General features: G+C 54.6%; 14 protein-coding genes, 2 tRNA genes, 2 rRNA genes and 1 riboswitch. Of the genes, 5 read left to right on the plus strand and 13 right to left on the minus strand.

All coding sequences use genetic code 11. The features are described from left to right. Window positions 1-26: 26 nt before the first annotated feature. From JLG71_RS26810 to btuB, 6 genes are all read right to left on the minus strand, one after another. Window positions 27-2932, minus strand: a 23S ribosomal RNA gene (locus JLG71_RS26810). A gap of 178 nt (window positions 2933-3110) precedes the next feature. After that, window positions 3111-3186, minus strand: a tRNA-Ala gene (locus JLG71_RS26815). A gap of 108 nt (window positions 3187-3294) precedes the next feature. Beyond that, a tRNA-Ile gene (locus JLG71_RS26820) sits at window positions 3295-3371 on the minus strand. A gap of 71 nt (window positions 3372-3442) precedes the next feature. Continuing rightward, window positions 3443-4982: ribosomal RNA gene (locus JLG71_RS26825) — 16S ribosomal RNA — on the minus strand. The 16S and 23S rRNA genes sit together here with 2 tRNA genes alongside, the layout of an rRNA operon. Window positions 4983-5360: 378 nt before the next feature. Then, the gene (gene murI, locus JLG71_RS26830; RefSeq protein WP_025106575.1) at window positions 5361-6215 is read right to left on the minus strand and encodes a glutamate racemase; all 855 of its coding nucleotides are present in this window, start codon (window positions 6213-6215) and stop codon (window positions 5361-5363) included. Continuing rightward, complete coding sequence (gene btuB, locus JLG71_RS26835; protein WP_029946902.1) at window positions 6160-8028, minus strand: TonB-dependent vitamin B12 receptor BtuB; 1869 nt, start codon at window positions 8026-8028, stop codon at window positions 6160-6162. The genes murI and btuB overlap by 56 nt, the downstream gene beginning before the upstream one ends. 66 nt (window positions 8029-8094) lie before the next feature. Then, a riboswitch (cobalamin riboswitch) is annotated at window positions 8095-8276 on the minus strand. 116 nt (window positions 8277-8392) lie between these two features. Here btuB and trmA point away from each other — a divergent pair. Further along, window positions 8393-9493, plus strand: a complete 1101-nt coding sequence (gene trmA, locus JLG71_RS26840) for a tRNA (uridine(54)-C5)-methyltransferase TrmA (protein ID WP_014227442.1) — start codon at window positions 8393-8395, stop codon at window positions 9491-9493. A gap of 46 nt (window positions 9494-9539) precedes the next feature. Here trmA and JLG71_RS26845 read toward each other — a convergent pair whose 3' ends face one another. Then, the gene (locus JLG71_RS26845; protein WP_004856046.1) at window positions 9540-9899 is read right to left on the minus strand and encodes a YijD family membrane protein; all 360 of its coding nucleotides are present in this window, start codon (window positions 9897-9899) and stop codon (window positions 9540-9542) included. 15 nt (window positions 9900-9914) lie between these two features. After that, window positions 9915-10550 carry an HTH-type transcriptional repressor FabR gene (gene fabR, locus JLG71_RS26850; RefSeq protein ID WP_004107582.1) on the minus strand — a complete coding sequence of 212 codons (636 nt, stop codon included), beginning with the start codon at window positions 10548-10550 and terminating at the stop codon, window positions 9915-9917. Between the two features lie 196 nt (window positions 10551-10746). Here fabR and sthA point away from each other — a divergent pair, with 196 nt between their 5' ends. After that, the gene (sthA, locus tag JLG71_RS26855) at window positions 10747-12147 is read left to right on the plus strand and encodes a Si-specific NAD(P)(+) transhydrogenase (RefSeq protein WP_004116922.1); all 1401 of its coding nucleotides are present in this window, start codon (window positions 10747-10749) and stop codon (window positions 12145-12147) included. On the opposite strand, the gene oxyR is transcribed toward sthA, so the two are convergent. The 4 genes from oxyR to argC all read right to left on the minus strand — a co-directional run bounded on the left by oxyR (window position 12130) and on the right by argC (window position 16552). Next, on the minus strand, window positions 12130-13047 hold the full coding sequence (gene oxyR / locus JLG71_RS26860; protein ID WP_014227441.1) for a DNA-binding transcriptional regulator OxyR: 918 nt from the start codon (window positions 13045-13047) through the stop codon (window positions 12130-12132). The genes sthA and oxyR overlap by 18 nt on opposite strands. 266 nt (window positions 13048-13313) lie before the next feature. Next, window positions 13314-14687 carry an argininosuccinate lyase gene (gene argH / locus JLG71_RS26865; RefSeq protein WP_014227439.1) on the minus strand — a complete coding sequence of 458 codons (1374 nt, stop codon included), beginning with the start codon at window positions 14685-14687 and terminating at the stop codon, window positions 13314-13316. Between the two features lie 77 nt (window positions 14688-14764). Beyond that, a complete protein-coding gene (gene argB / locus JLG71_RS26870; protein WP_086544362.1) occupies window positions 14765-15541 on the minus strand; it encodes an acetylglutamate kinase in 777 nt (258 codons plus the stop codon). A 6-nt stretch (window positions 15542-15547) separates the two neighbouring features. Then, window positions 15548-16552 carry an N-acetyl-gamma-glutamyl-phosphate reductase gene (gene argC / locus JLG71_RS26875; RefSeq protein ID WP_116280655.1) on the minus strand — a complete coding sequence of 335 codons (1005 nt, stop codon included), beginning with the start codon at window positions 16550-16552 and terminating at the stop codon, window positions 15548-15550. Between the two features lie 184 nt (window positions 16553-16736). On the opposite strand from argC, the gene argE reads away from it, so the two are divergent. After that, entirely contained in the window at window positions 16737-17888 is a 1152-nt protein-coding gene (argE, locus tag JLG71_RS26880; protein WP_014227436.1) for an acetylornithine deacetylase, read from the plus strand. A gap of 254 nt (window positions 17889-18142) precedes the next feature. Beyond that, window positions 18143-20794: a phosphoenolpyruvate carboxylase gene (gene ppc, locus JLG71_RS26885; RefSeq protein WP_032747324.1), complete on the plus strand. Its 2652-nt coding sequence runs from the start codon at window positions 18143-18145 to the stop codon at window positions 20792-20794. Window positions 20795-20887: 93 nt separating this feature from the next. On the opposite strand, the gene zinT is transcribed toward ppc, so the two are convergent. Further along, window positions 20888-21535, minus strand: coding sequence for a metal-binding protein ZinT (zinT, locus tag JLG71_RS26890; protein WP_116280656.1), 648 nt, complete (start codon window positions 21533-21535; stop codon window positions 20888-20890). Window positions 21536-21686: 151 nt separating this feature from the next. Between zinT and JLG71_RS26895 the strand changes: the two genes are divergently transcribed. Continuing rightward, window positions 21687-22550 (plus strand): AraC family transcriptional regulator, encoded by an 864-nt coding sequence (locus JLG71_RS26895; protein ID WP_200913909.1) that lies wholly within the window; start codon window positions 21687-21689, stop codon window positions 22548-22550. Window positions 22551-22650 lie beyond the last annotated feature (100 nt).

A 22650-nucleotide genomic window follows, 5' to 3' on the forward strand; every position in this document is an offset into this window, starting at 1 on the left:
GTCCGCCAAAACATCTTCGGCGTTGTAAGGTTAAGCCTCACGGTTCATTAGTACCGGTTAGCTCAACGCATCGCTGCGCTTACACACCCGGCCTATCAACGTCGTCGTCTTCAACGTTCCTTCAGGACCCTTAAAGGGTCAGGGAGAACTCATCTCGGGGCAAGTTTCGTGCTTAGATGCTTTCAGCACTTATCTCTTCCGCATTTAGCTACCGGGCAATGCCATTGGCATGACAACCCGAACACCAGTGATGCGTCCACTCCGGTCCTCTCGTACTAGGAGCAGCCCCCCTCAATTCTCCAGCGCCCACGGCAGATAGGGACCGAACTGTCTCACGACGTTCTAAACCCAGCTCGCGTACCACTTTAAATGGCGAACAGCCATACCCTTGGGACCTACTTCAGCCCCAGGATGTGATGAGCCGACATCGAGGTGCCAAACACCGCCGTCGATATGAACTCTTGGGCGGTATCAGCCTGTTATCCCCGGAGTACCTTTTATCCGTTGAGCGATGGCCCTTCCATTCAGAACCACCGGATCACTATGACCTGCTTTCGCACCTGCTCGCGCCGTCACGCTCGCAGTCAAGCCAGCTTATGCCATTGCACTAACCTCCTGATGTCCGACCAGGATTAGCTGACCTTCGTGCTCCTCCGTTACTCTTTAGGAGGAGACCGCCCCAGTCAAACTACCCACCAGACACTGTCCGCAACCCGGATTACGGGCCCACGTTAGAACACCAGCCATTAAAGGGTGGTATTTCAAGGATGGCTCCATGCAGACTGGCGTCCACACTTCAAAGCCTCCCACCTATCCTACACATCAAGGACCAGTGTTCAGTGTCAAGCTATAGTAAAGGTTCACGGGGTCTTTCCGTCTTGCCGCGGGTACACTGCATCTTCACAGCGAGTTCAATTTCACTGAGTCTCGGGTGGAGACAGCCTGGCCATCATTACGCCATTCGTGCAGGTCGGAACTTACCCGACAAGGAATTTCGCTACCTTAGGACCGTTATAGTTACGGCCGCCGTTTACCGGGGCTTCGATCAAGAGCTTCTCCTTACGGATAACCCCATCAATTAACCTTCCGGCACCGGGCAGGCGTCACACCGTATACGTCCACTTTCGTGTTTGCACAGTGCTGTGTTTTTAATAAACAGTTGCAGCCAGCTGGTATCTTCGACTGATTTCAGCTCCATGAGCAAGTCACTTCACCTACCATCAGCGTGCCTTCTCCCGAAGTTACGGCACCATTTTGCCTAGTTCCTTCACCCGAGTTCTCTCAAGCGCCTTGGTATTCTCTACCTGACCACCTGTGTCGGTTTGGGGTACGATTTGATGTTACCTGATGCTTAGAGGCTTTTCCTGGAAGCAGGGCATTTGTCACTTCAGCACCGTAGTGCCTCGTCATCACACCTCAGCGTTAGTGACGTTCCGGATTTACCTGGAACATCCGCCTACATGCTTAAACCGGGACAACCGTCGCCCGGCCAACATAGCCTTCTCCGTCCCCCCTTCGCAGTAACACCGAGTACAGGAATATTAACCTGTTTCCCATCGACTACGCCTTTCGGCCTCGCCTTAGGGGTCGACTCACCCTGCCCCGATTAACGTTGGACAGGAACCCTTGGTCTTCCGGCGTGCGGGTTTTTCACCCGCATTATCGTTACTTATGTCAGCATTCGCACTTCTGATACCTCCAGCAACCCTCACAGGCCACCTTCAACGGCTTACAGAACGCTCCCCTACCCAACAACACATAGTGTCGCTGCCGCAGCTTCGGTGCATGGTTTAGCCCCGTTACATCTTCCGCGCAGGCCGACTCGACCAGTGAGCTATTACGCTTTCTTTAAATGATGGCTGCTTCTAAGCCAACATCCTGGCTGTCTGGGCCTTCCCACATCGTTTCCCACTTAACCATGACTTTGGGACCTTAGCTGGCGGTCTGGGTTGTTTCCCTCTTCACGACGGACGTTAGCACCCGCCGTGTGTCTCCCGTGATAACATTCTTCGGTATTCGTAGTTTGCATCGGGTTGGTAAGTCGGGATGACCCCCTAGCCGAAACAGTGCTCTACCCCCGAAGATGAATTCACGAGGCGCTACCTAAATAGCTTTCGGGGAGAACCAGCTATCTCCCGGTTTGATTGGCCTTTCACCCCCAGCCACAAGTCATCCGCTAATTTTTCAACATTAGTCGGTTCGGTCCTCCAGTTAGTGTTACCCAACCTTCAACCTGCCCATGGCTAGATCACCGGGTTTCGGGTCTATACCCTGCAACTTAACGCCCAGTTAAGACTCGGTTTCCCTGCGGCTCCCCTATACGGTTAACCTTGCTACAGAATATAAGTCGCTGACCCATTATACAAAAGGTACGCAGTCACCCAACTAGTGGGCTCCTACTGCTTGTACGTACACGGTTTCAGGTTCTTTTTCACTCCCCTCGCCGGGGTTCTTTTCGCCTTTCCCTCACGGTACTGGTTCACTATCGGTCAGTCAGGAGTATTTAGCCTTGGAGGATGGTCCCCCCATATTCAGACAGGATACCACGTGTCCCGCCCTACTCTTCGAGTTCACAACCTGTGCGTTTTAGTGTACGGGAGTATCACCCTGTACCCTGCGACTTTCCAGACGCTTCCACTAACACACAAGCTGATTCAGACTCCGGGCTGCTCCCCGTTCGCTCGCCGCTACTGGGGGAATCTCGGTTGATTTCTTTTCCTCGGGGTACTTAGATGTTTCAGTTCCCCCGGTTCGCCTCGTTAACCTATGTATTCAGTTAACGATAGTGCAACGAATTGCACTGGGTTTCCCCATTCGGACATCGCCGGCTGTAACGGTTCATATCACCTTACCGACGCTTTTCGCAGATTAGCACGTCCTTCATCGCCTCTGACTGCCAGGGCATCCACCGTGTACGCTTAGTCGCTTAACCTCACAACCCGAAGATGTTTCGTAAAACATCGTCGTGTCGCGAAAATTTGAGAGACTCGAACACACATTAACTGTGTGTCGTTTCAATTTTCAGCTTGATCCAGATTTTTAAAGAGCAAAACTTCGCAGTGAACCTTTTCAGGTACACTCTGAAGTTTTCTTGTGTTGTGCAGTAAAGATGGTGGAGCTATGCGGGATCGAACCGCAGACCTCCTGCGTGCAAAGCAGGCGCTCTCCCAGCTGAGCTATAGCCCCATCGTAGTTAAATCTCATCAACCTTAATTTCTGTTGAGGCAAGGCGTGGTGACACGAAGCATACTTAAAGTATGTGAGTGTCGCCGCAACGCAGCATCAGCAGAAATTTGGTAGGCCTGAGTGGACTTGAACCACCGACCTCACCCTTATCAGGGGTGCGCTCTAACCACCTGAGCTACAAGCCTGCAGAGATTTTTTACTGCTACATTTTCATCAGACAATCTGTGTGGACACTACAAAGGCAGGTTCTTTAAGGTAAGGAGGTGATCCAACCGCAGGTTCCCCTACGGTTACCTTGTTACGACTTCACCCCAGTCATGAATCACAAAGTGGTAAGCGCCCTCCCGAAGGTTAAGCTACCTACTTCTTTTGCAACCCACTCCCATGGTGTGACGGGCGGTGTGTACAAGGCCCGGGAACGTATTCACCGTGGCATTCTGATCCACGATTACTAGCGATTCCGACTTCATGGAGTCGAGTTGCAGACTCCAATCCGGACTACGACATACTTTATGAGGTCCGCTTGCTCTCGCGAGGTCGCTTCTCTTTGTATATGCCATTGTAGCACGTGTGTAGCCCTACTCGTAAGGGCCATGATGACTTGACGTCATCCCCACCTTCCTCCAGTTTATCACTGGCAGTCTCCTTTGAGTTCCCGACCGAATCGCTGGCAACAAAGGATAAGGGTTGCGCTCGTTGCGGGACTTAACCCAACATTTCACAACACGAGCTGACGACAGCCATGCAGCACCTGTCTCAGAGTTCCCGAAGGCACCAAAGCATCTCTGCTAAGTTCTCTGGATGTCAAGAGTAGGTAAGGTTCTTCGCGTTGCATCGAATTAAACCACATGCTCCACCGCTTGTGCGGGCCCCCGTCAATTCATTTGAGTTTTAACCTTGCGGCCGTACTCCCCAGGCGGTCGACTTAACGCGTTAGCTCCGGAAGCCACTCCTCAAGGGAACAACCTCCAAGTCGACATCGTTTACAGCGTGGACTACCAGGGTATCTAATCCTGTTTGCTCCCCACGCTTTCGCACCTGAGCGTCAGTCTTTGTCCAGGGGGCCGCCTTCGCCACCGGTATTCCTCCAGATCTCTACGCATTTCACCGCTACACCTGGAATTCTACCCCCCTCTACAAGACTCCAGCCTGCCAGTTTCGAATGCAGTTCCCAGGTTGAGCCCGGGGATTTCACATCCGACTTGACAGACCGCCTGCGTGCGCTTTACGCCCAGTAATTCCGATTAACGCTTGCACCCTCCGTATTACCGCGGCTGCTGGCACGGAGTTAGCCGGTGCTTCTTCTGCGGGTAACGTCAATCGACAAGGTTATTAACCTTATCGCCTTCCTCCCCGCTGAAAGTACTTTACAACCCGAAGGCCTTCTTCATACACGCGGCATGGCTGCATCAGGCTTGCGCCCATTGTGCAATATTCCCCACTGCTGCCTCCCGTAGGAGTCTGGACCGTGTCTCAGTTCCAGTGTGGCTGGTCATCCTCTCAGACCAGCTAGGGATCGTCGCCTAGGTGAGCCGTTACCCCACCTACTAGCTAATCCCATCTGGGCACATCTGATGGCAAGAGGCCCGAAGGTCCCCCTCTTTGGTCTTGCGACGTTATGCGGTATTAGCTACCGTTTCCAGTAGTTATCCCCCTCCATCAGGCAGTTTCCCAGACATTACTCACCCGTCCGCCACTCGTCACCCGAGAGCAAGCTCTCTGTGCTACCGTTCGACTTGCATGTGTTAGGCCTGCCGCCAGCGTTCAATCTGAGCCATGATCAAACTCTTCAATTTAAGTTTGATGCTCGTGAATTAAACTTCGTAATGAATTACGTATGTTCACTCAGAGACTTGGTATTCATTTTTCGTCTTGCGACGTTAAGAATCCATGTCACTTTGAGTGCCCACACAGATTGTCTGATAAATTGTTAAAGAGCAGTTGCGACGCGCTTCAGCGCTCTGTCGCGAGGTCCCGTATAATACGTTTTCCTCATTCAGAGTCAAGCGATTATTTTCGCTTTTCTCTGCCGGTATTCATCGCTGAATCCCGCTGACCCGGCGGGCTGTAAGCCGTTGTTCCGTGTCAGTGGAGGCGCATTATAGGGAGTTCTGAGACGTTGACAAGCCCTGTTTTCAAAAAATCTTTCAACCGTCTCTTTTTTGTGCAAAACGCTATGAAAGCGCCAGTTTTTCCAGCGACTCGAAGCCATAGCGCCGCAAAACGCTCAAAAGCTGCTCAGTTTCAGGCGTCAGCGCCATACAGTACGCAATATTGGCATCACTCGATTTTGCGTCAGGTGCTTCGTGCTCTAATAGCCAGGCGGTGCGACGCGCAATCGCCGCTCCGGAGTCGATCATTCTCGTCCCTTCCGGCAGAACCTGCTGCAGCTCGTCTTGTATTAGAGGGAAATGCGTACACCCCAGCACAACCGTATCAGGTGGTTCCTGCATTCGTAGCCAGGGACGCAGGATACGCCGCAGTTCATCCAGCGGGACCGGCTCACCGTGCAGTTTGGCCTCTGCCAGTTCTACCAGCTCTGCCGACCCCAGCATTTCGATTTTGCATTCATTCGCAAAACGGGAGATCAGTTCGCGCGTATAAGGGCGTTTTACCGTTCCGCGCGTCGCCAGCAGGCCAACAACGCCATTCGCCGTTAAGCGGGCCGCCGGTTTTATCGCCGGAACGACGCCGACAACCGGAAAGGCGAATTTATCGCGTAAGGCGGGGAGGGAAACGGTACTTGCGGTGTTACAGGCAATAACGGCCAGCGCCAGAGGGTAACGCTGCTGAACCGCAGTCACAATCTCCAGGACGCGTTCAACAATAAACTCTTCACTCTTCTCGCCGTAGGGGAAAGCAACGTTATCGAAAGCGTAGATATAATGCAGATTCGGCAGAAGCTGCCGAATCTCATTGTAAACCGACAGCCCACCGACGCCGGAATCAAACACCAGCACGGTGGGACGTGGATCAGAAGGTGTAGCTGCCAGACAAGTAGTATTCTCGTCCTGCAGTTTGGTAGCCATAAGCTGTCTCGTAATCTTTATCGAACAGGTTAGCTATTTTACCACGAACTGTCAGGCGATCGGTGATCGGATACGATGCAGAAACGTCTACCGTGCTGTAGCTCGGCAAAATTCTTTGCGTATTGTTGTACTGGGAGGTGTTGTTATCGTAACGCTTCCCATAATACTGCCAGGACACATCCATATCGACATCAAACATGGACCAGTCCAGCTGATACTTTGCCTGTCGTTTAGAACGACGGGCCAGCACTTCACCGTTATCATCGTTGCGCGGATCGACATACTGCAACGTTACGCGATGGCTGAAAATACCGGTATCGATACTTCCCGTCCATTCCACGCCTTTAATCGTCGCGGCATTGATATTGTCGTATTCCCCGTCATAGGTAACAGGATCGGAATAATAGGTAATCAGGTTAGTAATTTTGTAATGGTACGCGGACAAGCGCCAGTCCACGGGACCGGTGAGCCCTTCCAGCCCAGCTTCCCACTGTTTCGACTCTTCAGGTTTCAGATTAGGATTCGCGTTGATACCAAATCGAGTGGAGCCAAACTGTTGCCCTAAAGAAGGCGCGAGGAAGCCGGTACCGTAGCCGAGAGTCAGGCGATAATTTTCGACAAACTCCCAGCCTGCGGTAGTCTGCCAGGTACCGTGCCAGCCAAACTGCTCATCGTGGTCTTCACGTCCGGACGCTTCGAGGGTCACGTCGCCAACTTGCTGCTGGCCCGTCAGGTACAGTCCCGTATTGTCACGTTTGTAGGTATCCGACATCGCCGTATCTGATGAAGTTAACCGCTGCTGCTGCCAGTCCACCCCAGCGCTGACAGAGCCATGGCCGACAATAACGTTATTGCCCCACTGCAGGTTACGCTGCGTCATCCTGTCGAGCGTCGTCCCATCATTATAACGGCCATAAATACTGCTGTAGTTGTAGTCCTTTATCTTCTGATAGCTGGCGATGAGCTGGGAGGAATAAATTCCGGAATTAAAGTTCAGCCCCGCATCCCAGCTCTGGTTATAGAGCTGGCTTTCATCGGCGCTGTAGGCCGGGCTATACGGCGGGCTTCCCAGATCGTAATCAGAGTTGTTGGTGTAGCTGTGTCCGCGGAAGAAACCGTCAACATTCTCGTTAAATTTATGCTCGAGGCTGCCCCAAAACGTTTTATTACGAAAACCGTCGCGATCGCCGTCGTGATCCCAGGTTGAATCGGGCTGAACGTTAAAGCCTTTATTACCCTCATAAGAACCCGCAATCGTCGCCACCGTATCGCCAAAGCGATGGCGCAGGGTACCGTCATATTGTTGGTAGCCTTTCGATCCTACCCCAGCGGTAATTTTGGATTGTTCTTTATCGGAATGCGTAATGACGTTAATCACGCCGCCCATTGCCCCGGAACCATAAATCGCTGAACGCGGGCCGCGGATATATTCGACGCGCTGCACCAGCGACAAAGGGATCTGGTTCAGATCGGGGTTATTTGTAATACCCGGTCGGGCCATGGGAACGCCGTCAACCAGCACCAGAACTTGTTTGGCTTCAGTACCACGGATAAACAGAGAGGAGGATTGACCCATGCCACCATTTTGCGCGACGTCCACGCCAGGCAATCGGCGCATCACATCGTTTAAATCTTTCGCCTGCCAGCGATCGATATCTTCCCGGGTAACCACATCGGTCGGCGCAAGAACCGTATTGACCGGCTGTTGAAAACGGTTTGCTGTGACCACTAACGTATCTGAATTGCTGTCCTGCGCCCAGCCGGAAAATGCCGTGACGGAGAGCGCCGTCATCAGCGAAGCTTTTTTAATCATTTTTAAAGCATCCGTAATAAACAAAGGATGCCGCCGGCTCTATCAGTAGCACGCGATGATAGAAACCAAATGCGACGTATTCCGGCAGGTCTTCGGGCTTGGAGTGTTTAATGGACGAGGACTTCCCGCTAAATAGCCGCAGTGTCTGCATAATGCGCTCATCCCACTTTTCCTTACCGCTGCGCGTCAGCTCCAGATTTACACTGGATTCCCTATTAACTCATAGGACCGGTAGCACGATGCTATAATCAGAAACATATAGATGTCCAGACTTCTACCGTTATATTTCCTTATATCATCAGGGCTGGACATCCCCGGCGCTTTCCCTACAATCCCCGCGTACTTATTTTATTCAGGATGCATCATGACCCCCGAACACCTTCCTACCGAACAATATGAAGCGCAGCTGGCAGAAAAAGTCGTCCGTTTGCAGAAAATGATGGCGCCTTTTAGCGCCCCGGTTCCGGAAGTGTTTCGTTCGCCGGTCAGCCACTACCGCATGCGCGCAGAGTTTCGCCTGTGGCACGATGGCGACGATCTGTACCACATTATGTTCGACCAGCAGACCAAATCCCGGATCCGCGTCGAGACTTTCCCGGCCGCCAGCGAGCTGATTAATCAGCTGATGGCCGCGGTGATTGAGGGCGTACGCGATAACCCGGTACTGCGCCACAAACTGTTTCAGGTGGATTATCTCACCACCCTGAGTAACCAGGCCGTGATATCGCTGCTGTATCATAAAAAGCTCGACGATGAATGGCGTCAGCAGGCGGCGCGCTTGCGCGATGCGCTGCGGGCGCAAAATCTGAATGTGCACCTGATTGGCCGCGCCACGAAAACTAAAATCGAGCTGGATCAAGATTATATCGATGAACGCTTGCCGGTTGGCGGGCGTGAAATGATCTATCGTCAGGTTGAGAATAGCTTCACCCAGCCAAATGCGGCGATGAACATTCAGATGCTGGAGTGGGCTATCGACGCCACTAAAGGCGCAACCGGCGACCTGCTTGAGCTGTACTGCGGCAACGGCAACTTTTCGCTGGCGCTGGCGCGTAATTTCGAACGCGTGCTGGCAACGGAAATCGCCAAACCGTCCGTCGCGGCGGCGCAATACAATATTGCAGCGAACCACATTGATAACGTGCAGATTATCCGCATGTCGGCGGAAGAGTTTACCCAGGCGATGAACGGCGTGCGGGAGTTTAACCGCCTGCAGGGAATCGACCTGAAGAGCTATCAGTGCGAGACGATTTTCGTCGATCCGCCGCGCAGCGGGCTGGATAGCGAAACGGAGAAAATGGTGCAGGCGTATCCGCGTATTCTCTATATCTCCTGCAATCCGGAGACCCTATGCCAGAACCTGGAAACGCTCAGTGAGACCCACGAGATCGCGCGCCTGGCGCTATTCGACCAGTTCCCCTATACCCATCATATGGAATGCGGCGTGCTGCTAACGAAGAAGTAAAGCTGCGCGAGAAAACCCGGCAACAGCGCTGCTGCCGGGTGAGAGATTATTCAGCGACCGCGTTCTTGCGGTTGCGTAACCTGTAGCCAATCCAGAACACCATAATCACCGACAGAACCGCCGGGAAGAAATTAGAGCCGATGTCCGGATATTCCGCGCGCACGACGGTACTGTAAACCAGCACCCCGAGAATAAAACAGGCAGCGGCGAGCCCCGGCAAACCCACGGGCATACTACGATTCTGATAGCGCTGATGCAGGCAGTAAACCGTCAGCACCAACGACAAAATGGGGAAGATGGAAAAAGGGACAATGGAGCTGAACAGCGCGGCGAAGGTACCATTAATGGATAAACCTGCGATCAGCGCCAGCAGCAGCGTACCTCTATCTTGTACTGAGTGTTTCATTGCTCGTCCTTCACGTTATTCGGAATGATTTGATATTTTTTCTTGTTCACGGCGATACCAGTAATACGCGCCTTTCGAGATCATTCTGAGCTGCAGCACCAGGCGTTCTTCCAGCTGTCGACGCTGCTCCGGGCCCACATCGAGAGCCTCGGCGCCAGCGCTAAATACGATGGTGACCATAGCTTCAGCCTGCGCTTCGGTAAAGGCGCGCGGCATATGGTTTTCGATTTCTAAATAGTCGGCAAGTTCCGCGATAAAATGCTGAATTTCACGCGCCACGGCGGCACGAAACGCCGCGGAGGTACCGGAGCGTTCCCGCAGCAGCAGGCGGAAGGCGTTCGGGTTGTTGCCAATGAATTCCATAAAGGTGGAAACAGAGGTACGAATGACGCTGCCGCCTTTAGCGATACGCTGGCGCGCCTGGCGCATCAGCTGGCGCAGCATGAGCCCGCTTTCATCCACCATGGTCAGACCCAGCTCATCGACATCGCGAAAATGACGATAGAAGGACGTCGGGGCGATCCCCGCTTCCCGCGCCACTTCGCGCAGGCTCAAGCTGGCAAAACTGCGCTCAGCACTCAGCTGACTGAATGCCGCTTCCACCAGCGAACGCCGGGTTTTTTCTTTTTGTTGCGCTCTTACGCCCATCACGTTGTCTGAATCCTTCCATAAGCCCTTCCGGCACTATACCAGAGATTAGAACTAATCGGTTTACACTGGATTGTGAATGATTGTTTACGAGCTGTTTCTGCTTTTATGCCGCAAAAAAGCACAACGATAATTGGGTTAAAGCGCGGCGAATGTTATCATCGTGTTTATTTTATGTATAAAACAGGTGAGTAATGCCATGTCACACTCTTGGGATTATGATGCAATTGTGATTGGTTCCGGTCCTGGCGGAGAAGGCGCCGCCATGGGGCTGGTGAAACAGGGAGCACGCGTTGCCGTCATTGAGCGCTACCATAACGTCGGCGGCGGTTGTACCCACTGGGGTACCATCCCGTCAAAAGCCCTCCGCCATGCCGTCAGCCGTATTATCGAGTTTAACCAAAATCCCCTCTACAGCGACCATTCCCGTCTTCTTCGTTCTTCCTTCGCCGACATCCTGAACCATGCCGACAGCGTCATTAACCAGCAAACCCATATGCGTCAGGGTTTCTATGAGCGTAACCACTGCGAAATCCTGCAGGGCAATGCCCATTTTGTTGATGAACACACTATCGCGCTGGAGTGCCACGACGGTACCGTGGAAACGGTGACGGCGGAAAAGTTCGTGATTGCCTGTGGTTCACGCCCGTACCATCCGGCAGACGTCGACTTCCATCATCCGCGCATTTATGACAGCGACTCGATTCTCAGCCTGCATCACGAACCGCGCCATGTGATCATCTACGGTGCCGGGGTGATCGGCTGCGAATATGCGTCGATCTTCCGGGGAATGGAAGTCAAAGTGGATCTGATCAACACCCGCGATCGTCTGCTGGCGTTCCTCGATCAGGAGATGTCCGACTCGCTCTCCTATCATTTCTGGAACAGCGGCGTGGTCATTCGCCACAATGAAGAGTACGAAAAGATTGAGGGCGTTGATGACGGCGTCATCATGCATCTGAAATCCGGCAAAAAGCTCAAAGCGGACTGCCTGCTGTACGCTAACGGCCGCACCGGGAACACCGACTCACTGGCGCTGGAAAATATCGGTCTGCAAACCGACAGCCGCGGCCAGCTGAAGGTCAACAGCATGTATCAAACCGCCCTGCCGCATATTTATGCCGTCGGCGATGTGATTGGCTATCCAAGCCTGGCCTCCGCCGCCTACGACCAGGGCCGCATCGCTGCCCAGGCGCTGGTGAAAGGCGAGGCATCGGCGCACCTGATTGAGGATATCCCTACCGGGATTTACACCATTCCGGAAATCAGCTCCGTCGGTAAAACCGAGCAGCAGCTGACGGCAATGAAGGTGCCTTACGAGGTGGGTCGCGCGCAGTTCAAACATCTGGCCCGGGCGCAGATCGTCGGCATGAGCGTCGGTACGCTGAAGATCCTCTTTCATCGCGAAACGAAAGAGATCCTCGGGATTCACTGCTTTGGCGAGCGCGCGGCCGAAATTATTCACATCGGCCAGGCGATAATGGAGCAGAAAGGCGGTGGTAACACCATTGAGTACTTCGTTAACACCACCTTTAACTATCCGACGATGGCGGAAGCCTATCGGGTCGCGGCGTTAAATGGCTTAAACCGCCTGTTTTAACGCGGCGTCGAAATGGCCATCCATCTTACCGCGGATGGCCTCCGCCAGATGTTCATAGCGGCTACGCAGCGGCGAACCCGGGCGATAAACCAGCCCCACGGTACGTCTCGGCTCCGGCTTGATGCAGGGCACATAGACCACGCCATCGCGCTTTCTCTCCTGCGGTACGGCCAGGGCTGGCAACAGCGTGATGCCGCTACCGGCAGCCACCATGTTACGCAGCGTTTCGAGGCTCGTCGCCCGGAAATGGGTATCTTCATCGGCGCCCGCTTCAAAACAAAAGCCCATCGCCTGATCGCGCAGGCAGTGCCCATCTTCCAGCATCAGCAGCTTTTCACCGGCCAGGTCCGACATCGGCACGCACTCGCGGTTCGCCCACGGGTGATCTTCGTAGATAGCCAGCATCATGGGCTCATCAAACAGCGGTACCTCAATAAACGCTTCGCTCTCTTTGACCAGCGCCAGAATCGCGCAGTCGAGCTTACCGCTATCAAGCTGCGCTAAAAGCTGATGGGTTTGTGCTTCATGCAGATACATTTCCAGCTTGGGAAAGGTCTGGTGCAGCATCGGGATAATCAACGGCAACAGATAAGGGCCAATCGTCGGGATCAGTCCAATATGCAGCGGCCCGGACATGGTCTCTCCCTGCTGGCTCGCCATTTCCTTAAGCACTTTGACTTCTCGTAGCACGGTACGCGCCTGATCCACCAGCAGCAGCCCTGCCTGGGTGAACAGAACCTTACGGCTGGTGCGCTCCAGCAACATCACGCCGAGTTCATCCTCCAGCTTACGGATTTGCCCGCTGAGCGTCGGTTGGCTGACGTGGCAAGAATCCGCCGCACGGCGGAAGTGGCGGTGTTCGGCTAGCGCTACCAGATATTCAAGATCGCGAATATTCATTATTCATCCTCCATCGCCACGATAGTCCATGGCGATAGATAGAATAGCAACGAACGATTATCCCTATCAAGGTTTCTGTTCAATAATAAACCCATAAATGAGGAAAAGTTCAGAAAATCATTGAGCTTCCTCATCACCTCTCTACCCGGATAACTAAAGCCAACGTGAACTTTTGCGGACCTTGTGTCCGCTTTTTTTGCATAAAAAAGCCCGGAGTTACCCGAGCTTCGTTTATTTACCGCCTTAAAAGCAGCCCCGCAGGCGGATCACACCAGACGCTGTTTAGCGTCGGCAATCGCCTGAGCCACCTGCTGAGGAGAAACGCCACCTTTAGCCGCACGCTTATCCAGACACGACTGCAGCGCCAGAATCGGATAGACGTCATCCGCAATCACGGGGCTAAATTTCTGCAAATCGGCCAGAGGCAGATCCTCCAGCGGCTTGCCCTGGGCAATGGCTTCCACTACCGCTTCACCGACAATATGGTGCGCTTCACGGAACGGTACGCCTTTGGCAACCAGGTAATCCGCCAGTTCGGTGGCATTGGCGTAACCCTGCTGCGCGGCTTCTTCACAACGCGGGCGTTTTACCTGAATACCATCGAGCACCAGTGCCGCCATATGCAGGCAGTCGAGCCAGGTATCAAGCGCGTCAAACAGGCCTTCTTTATCTTCCTGCATATCTTTGTTGTAGGCCAGCGGTAGCCCTTTGAGGGTCATCATCATGCCGGTCAGCGCACCCTGCACGCGGCCGCATTTACCGCGGATCAGCTCCAGCGCATCCGGATTTTTCTTCTGCGGCATCAGGGATGAGCCAGAAGTCACGCGGTCAGAAAGCTCAACAAAGCCCGCTTCGCCGGTATTGAAGAAGATCAGATCTTCAGCAAAACGCGACAGGTGGACCATACCGATTGAGGCATCGGACAGTAGTTCCAGTACGTGATCGCGATCGGACACGCTGTCCAGACTATTGCGGGTCGCCGATGCGAAGCCCAGCCAGCCGGCAAGCTGTTCACGATCGATTTCATAGGCGGTACCCGCCAGCGCTCCGCAGCCCAGCGGGCTGACGTCCAGACGTTTAAGCGCATCCTGCAGGCGGCTTTCATCACGCGCCAGCATTTCGACATAGGCCAGACACCAGTGGGCAAACGTCACCGGCTGCGCCCGCTGCAGGTGGGTATAGCCCGGCATAACGGCGTCCTGATTATTCTCCGCCGTCTCAACCAGCGCGCTTTGTAGCTGACGATTCGCCGACAGCAGTTCCATCACGGTATCTTTGCACCACAGCTTCAGGTCGGTCGCCACCTGGTCATTACGGCTACGCCCGGTGTGCAGCTTTTTGCCCAGCTGGCCGACCTTGTCGATCAGCTTACCTTCTACCCAGCTATGAATATCTTCCGCATCGCTTTCAAGGATCTGCTGCGGGTTAGCCCGCACGTCTTCCAGCAGAACGTTCAGCGCCTCTTCCAGCTGTAGCTGCTCATCGGCGGACAGTACGCCCACCGTCACCAGCGCTTTGGACCAGGCAACAGAGCCAACGATATCCTGCTCCGCCAGGCGATAGTCAAAGCGCAAAGAGTCGTTGAACTGTTTGAACCGCTGATCCGCTGCCTGAGTAAAACGCCCACCCCAAAGTGCCATAACATGCTTCCTTAATATCTTTGAATTTTATTACCCGGCGGCGCTACGCTTACCGGGCCGACAAAATGATAAATTGATTATGCCAGTATACGCGTGCCGATCGGCGTGCCGTTAAACAGCGCAGGGAGCTGCTCCGCGTGGCGCCAGGAGGCGATATCGACCGGGCGGCCTAATGTCCGCGCCGCGTCCAGGGCCGCATTCACTTTGACGATCATGCCGTCGGTGATAATGCCCTGCTCGATCAGCTGTTCAGCCTTCTCGGCGGTCATTTCCGCGATGCGCTGCCCTTTGCCATCAAGAATGCCGCTTACGTCAGACAGCAGAATCAGGTCTGCGCCGAGCGTTGCCGCCAGCGCGGTCGCCGCCTGGTCGGCGTTGACGTTCATCAACTCGCCTTCATCGGTGACGCCGATGGAGCTAACGACCGGCATATAACCGCCCGCCAGCAGCGTGTTAATCAGCGCCGGAGAACCCGGCTGAGCGAATCCGACATGACCCAGCTCTTCATCAAGCTGCGTCACTTTGACGCTATCGCCATCGCCGAGGAATAGCCCAACGGCAGCCAGGCCGTGCTTCTTCGCCCACGCCAGCAGCGTTTTGTTGGCGGTTCCCGCCAGCGCGCCGGTAATAATGTCGATCTGATCCGCGGGCGTGACCCGCAGACCGTTTTTCTTGTTCACCGGCAGGTTGAGCTGCTTCATAAGTTCATCCACCACGCAGCCGCCGCCGTGCACAATAATCAGCGGGCGCTGATGGGATTCGCGGTAGTTCACCAGTGCCGTAAACAGGCGCTCAAGCGCTTCTTCGCTGTCCAGCAGGACGCCGCCAAGTTTGATAATTAAAGGATTCATCATCACACCTTAAATAAGAGACTGCGTCTCAGCGAAGCCGAAACGAATATTTGCGCACTGCACGGCCTGCGCGGCCGCGCCTTTCAGCAGGTTATCTTCCGCCGCCACCACGATGATATGTTCATCCTGGACCGCAAAACCGATATCACAGAATGGCAGACCCACGACATTTTTCAATGCAGGGACACCTTTATCGTATAAACGTACCAGCGGCTTATCCGCATAGGCCTGCTGGAATACCTCCGCCACCTGCTCTTTGCTCACGCCAGGCTTCAGACGGCAGGTAATGGTTTCCAGAATCCCACGCTTAAAATTGCCCAGATGCGGAGTAAAAATAACGTCCGCGCCCAGGTGGGTTGAAATTTCCGGGTGATGACGGTGGTTGAAAACGCCGTAGGGTTGCAGGCTGACTTCGCAGAAGCTATTGCCAATAGAGGCTTTACGCCCGGCGCCGCTGACTCCGCTGGTCGCGTTGATCACCGGCCACTGGTTAAGATCCAGCAGCCCCGCGTCGATCAGCGGTTTTAACGATAGCTGAGCCGCCGTCGGGTAGCAGCCCGGTACGGCGATCAGATTGGCTTCTTTTAGCTTTTCGACGCTCCACTCGGCCAGGCCGTAAACCGCCTGCTCCAGCAGTTCAGGGTGCTGATGAGTGAAACCGTAATATTTTTCATAGAAGGCGCCGTCATTAACGCGGAACGCCCCGGAAAGATCGAACACGACGCAGCCAGCGGCGAGAAACTGCGGCGCCAGGTCATGGCTTACCTCGTGCGCGGTAGCCAGAAAAACGACATCGACTCCGGCGCTAAACTCGCTGATATCGGACATCGGCTGCAGCGGCAGATCGACAATGCCTTTCAGCTGCGGATGCAAATCGGAAACTAATTTTCCCGCATCATTGCTTTGCGCGGAGACCGTCAATGCGGTTATGGTCATATGAGGATGGCGATTTACATAGGCCACTAGCTCTGCGCCGGCATAACCGCTGGCGCCCACAATCAGCGTGTTCAACATTGGGGCTCTTCACCTTCTTGCTTACGTATATTTGCCCTGGAAGACCGTTGCCTTCCCCACCCTGTTGAGCCGTAAGAGCATCATCCTTACATTCGATGGGTTTTCTTACGCTCAACGATAATGTATTTTTATTCACAAATAATGCATGAATATTGATACTATCACGACCCGAGGTGTGTCAACAATGAAAAACAAATTACCGCCCTTTATCGAGATTTACCGCGCGCTGATCGCCACACCTTCCATCAGCGCAACCGAAGAGGCGCTGGATCAAAGCAATGAGTCTTTAATCAATTTACTGGCAGGCTGGTTCCGCGATATCGGCTTTAATGTTGAAGTTCAGCCAGTCCCGGATACGCGTAATAAATTCAACCTGCTGGCCAGCAGCGGCCACGGCGCTGGCGGCCTGCTGCTTGCCGGGCACACCGATACCGTCCCGTTTGATGATGGCCGCTGGACCCGCGACCCTTTTACCCTGACCGAGCACGACAATAAGCTGTACGGTCTCGGCACCGCGGATATGAAAGGCTTCTTCGCTTTTATTCTCGACGCCCTGCGCGACGTTGACGTCACTCAGCTGAAAAAGCCGCTCTATATTCTGGCGACGGCCGATGAAGAGACCAGCATGGCCGGTGCCCGCTACTTCGCCGAGACGACCCAGCTGCGACCGGACTGCGCCATTATTGGCGAGCCCACGTCGCTGCAGCCGATACGCGCGCACAAAGGCCACATGTCCAACGCGGTTCGCATTCAGGGGCAGTCGGGCCACTCCAGCGACCCGGCACGCGGCGTCAACGCGATTGAACTGATGCACGACGCCATTGGCCGCATCATGCAGCTGCGCGACGACTTAAAAGAGCGTTATCACTACGCCGCGTTTACCGTCCCGTATCCCACACTTAACCTCGGGGCAATTCACGGCGGCGATGCCTCCAACCGCATTTGCGCCTGCTGCGAACTGCATATGGATATTCGTCCGCTGCCCGGAATGACGCTCAACGATCTCAACGGGCTCCTTAACGAAGCGCTGGCGCCGGTGAGCGAGCGTTGGCCTGGTCGCCTGACCGTTGCTGAACTGCATCCGCCGATCCCCGGTTACGAATGTCCGCCGGACCATAAGCTGGTTGAGGTCGTCGAAAAACTCCTCGGCGCGCAAACCGACGTGGTCAACTACTGTACCGAAGCGCCGTTTATTCAGACCCTCTGCCCAACGCTGGTGTTAGGCCCGGGCTCTATCAACCAGGCCCACCAGCCGGATGAGTACCTGGAAACGCGCTTTATTAAGCCGACCCGCGAGCTCATCACTCAGGTGGTTCACCATTTTTGCTGGCATTAAATACCCATTCTCTCGTGCGATTTTATCGGCGCGAGAGGGTGACAATTATCACATTTTCATAAGCAACGCTTATCAAGCGACCTCCGAGTTAAATTTCGCAAATTGCCGCCATTTATTCGTTTGCTGAAGCGATTTCGCAACAATTGACGTGGGGGTTTTTACGTGGCTTTATAAAAGACGGTTGCTTATCCACTGCTCAAATTATCGAGCGCCGGATATAACAAAATAAAATGAGATGGGGTGTCTGGGGTAACATGAACGAACAATATTCCGCTTTGCGTAGTAATGTCAGTATGCTCGGTAAGGTGCTGGGCGACACCATCAAGGATGCGCTGGGAGAAAACATTCTTGATCGTGTCGAAACTATCCGTAAGTTGTCCAAATCTTCTCGCGCTGGCAATGAAGCCAACCGCCAGGAGCTGCTCACCACGCTGCAAAACTTGTCCAACGACGAGCTGCTGCCGGTGGCGCGCGCCTTTAGCCAGTTTCTGAACCTGGCGAATACCGCTGAGCAATACCACAGCATTTCGCCAAAAGGCGAAGCGGCCAGTAATCCGGAAGTGATTGCCCGCACCCTGAGAAAGCTCAAAGAGCAACCCAATCTCAACGAAACGATTATTAAACAAGCCGTTGAATCCCTGTCGCTGGAGCTGGTGCTGACCGCGCACCCGACCGAAATCACGCGTCGTACGCTGATCCACAAGATGGGCGAGATCAACAGCTGCCTGAAGCAGCTCGATAACAACGACATTGCGGACTATGAACGTCATCAGGTCATGCGCCGTCTGCGCCAGCTGATTGCCCAGTCGTGGCACACCGATGAAATCCGCAAGCATCGCCCTACCCCGGTGGATGAAGCCAAATGGGGCTTCGCGGTTGTCGAAAATAGCCTGTGGGAAGGCGTACCGAACTACCTGCGCGAGCTGAATGAACAGCTGGAAGATAACCTGAACTATCGGCTGCCGGTCGATTTTGTTCCGGTTCGCTTTACGTCCTGGATGGGCGGCGACCGCGACGGCAACCCGAACGTGACCGCCGACATTACCCGCCACGTCCTGCTGCTCAGCCGCTGGAAGGCAACCGATCTGTTCCTGAAAGATGTCCAGCTGCTGATTTCCGAGCTGTCGATGGTTGAGTGCACCGACGAGCTGCGTGAGCTGGCAGGCGCGGAAGGCGCTCAGGAACCCTATCGTTACCTGATGAAAAAACTGCGCACGCAGCTGATGGAGACCCAGGCCTGGCTGGAAGCGCGCCTGAAAGGACAGAAACTGCCCAAACCGGCGGGCCTTATCACGCAAAACGAGCAGCTGTGGGAACCGCTTTACGCCTGTTACCAGTCGCTACAAGCCTGCGGTATGAGCATTATCGCCAACGGCGAGCTGCTCGATACCCTGCGCCGCGTAAAAGCCTTTGGCGTACCGCTGGTGCGTATCGATATCCGTCAGGAAAGCACCCGCCACACCGAAGCGCTGGGCGAAATGACCCGCTATCTCGGCATCGGCGACTATGAAAGCTGGTCAGAAGCCGATAAACAGGCCTTCCTGATCCGCGAACTGAACTCCAAGCGTCCTCTGCTGCCGCGCCAGTGGGAGCCAAGCGAAGAGACGCGCGAAGTGCTCGAGACGTGCAAAGTCATCTCCGAAGCGCCGCGCGGCTCTATTGCGGCCTACGTGATTTCGATGGCGAAAACGCCGTCAGACGTCCTGGCCGTGCATCTGCTGTTGAAAGAGGCCGGCATCGGCTTCGCGCTGCCGGTCGCCCCGCTGTTCGAAACGCTGGACGACCTGAATAACGCCGACGACGTTATGACCCAGCTGCTGAATATCGACTGGTATCGCGGCTTTATCCAGGGCAAGCAGATGGTCATGATCGGCTATTCCGACTCGGCGAAAGATGCGGGCGTGATGGCCGCCTCCTGGGCGCAGTATCAGGCGCAGGACGCGTTAATTAAGACCTGTGAAAAAGCCGGCATTGAACTGACGCTGTTCCACGGTCGCGGCGGTTCTATCGGCCGCGGCGGCGCGCCGGCGCACGCGGCCCTGCTCTCTCAGCCTCCGGGAAGCCTGAAAGGCGGCCTGCGCGTTACCGAACAGGGCGAGATGATCCGCTTTAAATACGGCCTGCCGGAAGTCACCATCAGCAGCCTGTCGCTCTACACCAGCGCGATTCTGGAAGCCAACCTGCTGCCGCCGCCGGAGCCAAAAGCGCAATGGCGCGACATCATGGCCGAGCTGTCCGACGTCTCCTGCGAGATGTATCGCGGCTACGTGCGTGAAAATAAAGATTTTGTTCCTTACTTCCGTTCCGCGACGCCGGAGCAGGAGCTGGGCAAACTGCCGCTGGGCTCGCGTCCGGCCAAACGTCGCCCGACCGGCGGCGTCGAGTCGCTGCGCGCCATTCCGTGGATCTTTGCGTGGACGCAAAACCGCCTGATGCTGCCAGCCTGGCTGGGCGCCGGCGCCGCGCTGCAAAAAGTCGTTGAAGGCGGCAAGCAGAGCGAGCTGGAAAGCATGTGCCGCGACTGGCCGTTCTTCTCTACCCGCCTCGGCATGCTGGAGATGGTCTACTCAAAAGCCGACCTGTGGCTGGCGGAATATTACGATCAGCGTCTGGTGAAACCGGAACTGTGGAAGCTGGGCGAAGAGCTGCGTGAACTGCTGTCCGCCGATATCAACGTGGTACTGGCAATCGCCAACGACTCCCACCTGATGGCCGACCTGCCGTGGATCGCGGAGTCCATCCAGCTACGTAATATCTATACCGACCCGCTGAACGTGCTCCAGGCCGAGCTGCTCCATCGTTCACGTCTGGCGGAAGAGAAAGGTGAAAAACCGGACCCGCGCGTTGAACAAGCGCTGATGGTCACCATCGCAGGCGTTGCGGCAGGCATGCGTAACACCGGCTAGTTCGCCCTGAGAAACCTGTAGCCCGGCTAAGCGTAGCGCGAGCCGGGTTAAAAACCATAGCTCCGGTAAGCATCGCGTTTACCGGAGCTTTTTTTAGTGGTGCAGCATTTCGTCGACAATCTGCTCTTTATGCAGGGCATAAGGATAGTAGGTTGGCCAGTTATCCATCTCTTTCAGCAGCGCTTCCTGGGACTCATTGCCCGTAAAGATATGGAAATGTTGGGACTTGCGCGGCGCGATGGTGTGATCGCTAAACTGAACAAACTTCGGCGCTTTTGAATCCGCCTGCTGGCATTCGAACAGGTAGCGCACGCCTTTTTTACCGGATGCGTAGGTCAGAATTTTGTAGCCGGAATAGGCGTACCGGCAGGCGTTGACGGTTTTCCCGACGTGAAACTCCATGACGTTATCTTCGATACCAATCTGGTCCACATCGGTAGCGTAGCCCTTCTTATAATACTCCCGATATTCCGCCACGCTTTTACCGGCTTTTTTGGCCTTCTGCTCCAGCACGGCATCTAAATCGCCGTTCAGCAGATAGGGATTAACCGACTGCCAGATACCCTCCCAGTCGCTCAGCGCCCTGTCCTTTACGTCCTGGTCGGCAAAAATGCCTTCACTCGCCTTCTGCTCCGCTTCGGTCAGCGCCGGGCCATGGCTATGGTGGCCGTGGGCGACCGCCTGACTGCTCGCCAGGACCAGGCTTACACCAAGCATAAGCGCGGAAATCTTTCGGGTCATCACTCTCTCCTGAGTTTAGGTTTGCAATAATATGTTACGATATAACATATCAATCAAATCTTACAACTCTCTTCGCAGAAAAATCGCGCGGCTTTTCCCTCTGCCAGTTTGTTAGGTATGATGAAACGGGATCGCGCGACGCGGAGAGAGAATGGATAGCGACATTAATCAGGCCATTGATTCTTTTATTAAAGGCCCGGCGGTAATCGGCAAAGTCCACTTTTCCACAGAATCCAGACCGGCTTCTGAGAAAGCGCTAAGCGTCGATTTTCCGCGCCTCGAAATCATGCTTGCGGGGCAGCTTCGCGATCCGGCGATTAAGGCCGACCAGGCGCAGTTGACGCCGCACGATGTGCTGTACGTCCCCGCAGGCGGATGGAATGACCCGCAGTGGCTGATGCCCTCCACGCTGTTAACTGTCTTATTTGGTAAGCAGCAGCTGGAATTCGTTCTACGCCACTGGGACGGCAGCGCGCTTAACGTGCTGGATAAACAGCAGATTCCTCGCCGCGGCCCCCGGGTTGGATCGTTTCTGCTGCAGGCGCTGAATGAAATGCAGATGCAGCCGCAGGAACAGCATACGGCCCGCTGTATTGTCACCAGCCTGCTCAGCCACTGTGCCGATCTGCTGGGCAGCCAGGTACAAACGTCATCGCGCAGCCAGGCGCTTTTTGAAGCGATTCGTAAACATATTGATGCCCATTTTGCCGACCCGTTAACCCGCGAGTCGGTGGCGCAGGCGTTTTATCTCTCACCAAACTATCTTTCCCATCTGTTCCAGAAATGCGGGCCAATGGGCTTTAACGAATACCTGAATCACATCCGTCTGGAGCAGGCCAGAATGCTGCTAAAAGGCCACGATATGAAAGTGAAAGATATCGCCCACGCCTGTGGTTTCGCCGACAGCAACTACTTCTGCCGCCTGTTTCGCAAAAACACCGAGCGCTCGCCGTCGGAGTATCGCCGTCAGTATCACAGCCAGCTGACGGAAAAAACGGCTTCGCTAAAAAACTAGATTTTTGTGTGTTAAACCTGACTTTTGTGCGTTCTTATTTTCCCATTTTAATCCGGGTGGCGGGATAAATGTGATCTAAATCATCCTTAACCGCAATGCG

Origin of the sequence: Klebsiella michiganensis, assembly GCF_015139575.1 — a bacterium.
Lineage (GTDB): Bacteria > Pseudomonadota > Gammaproteobacteria > Enterobacterales > Enterobacteriaceae > Klebsiella > Klebsiella michiganensis.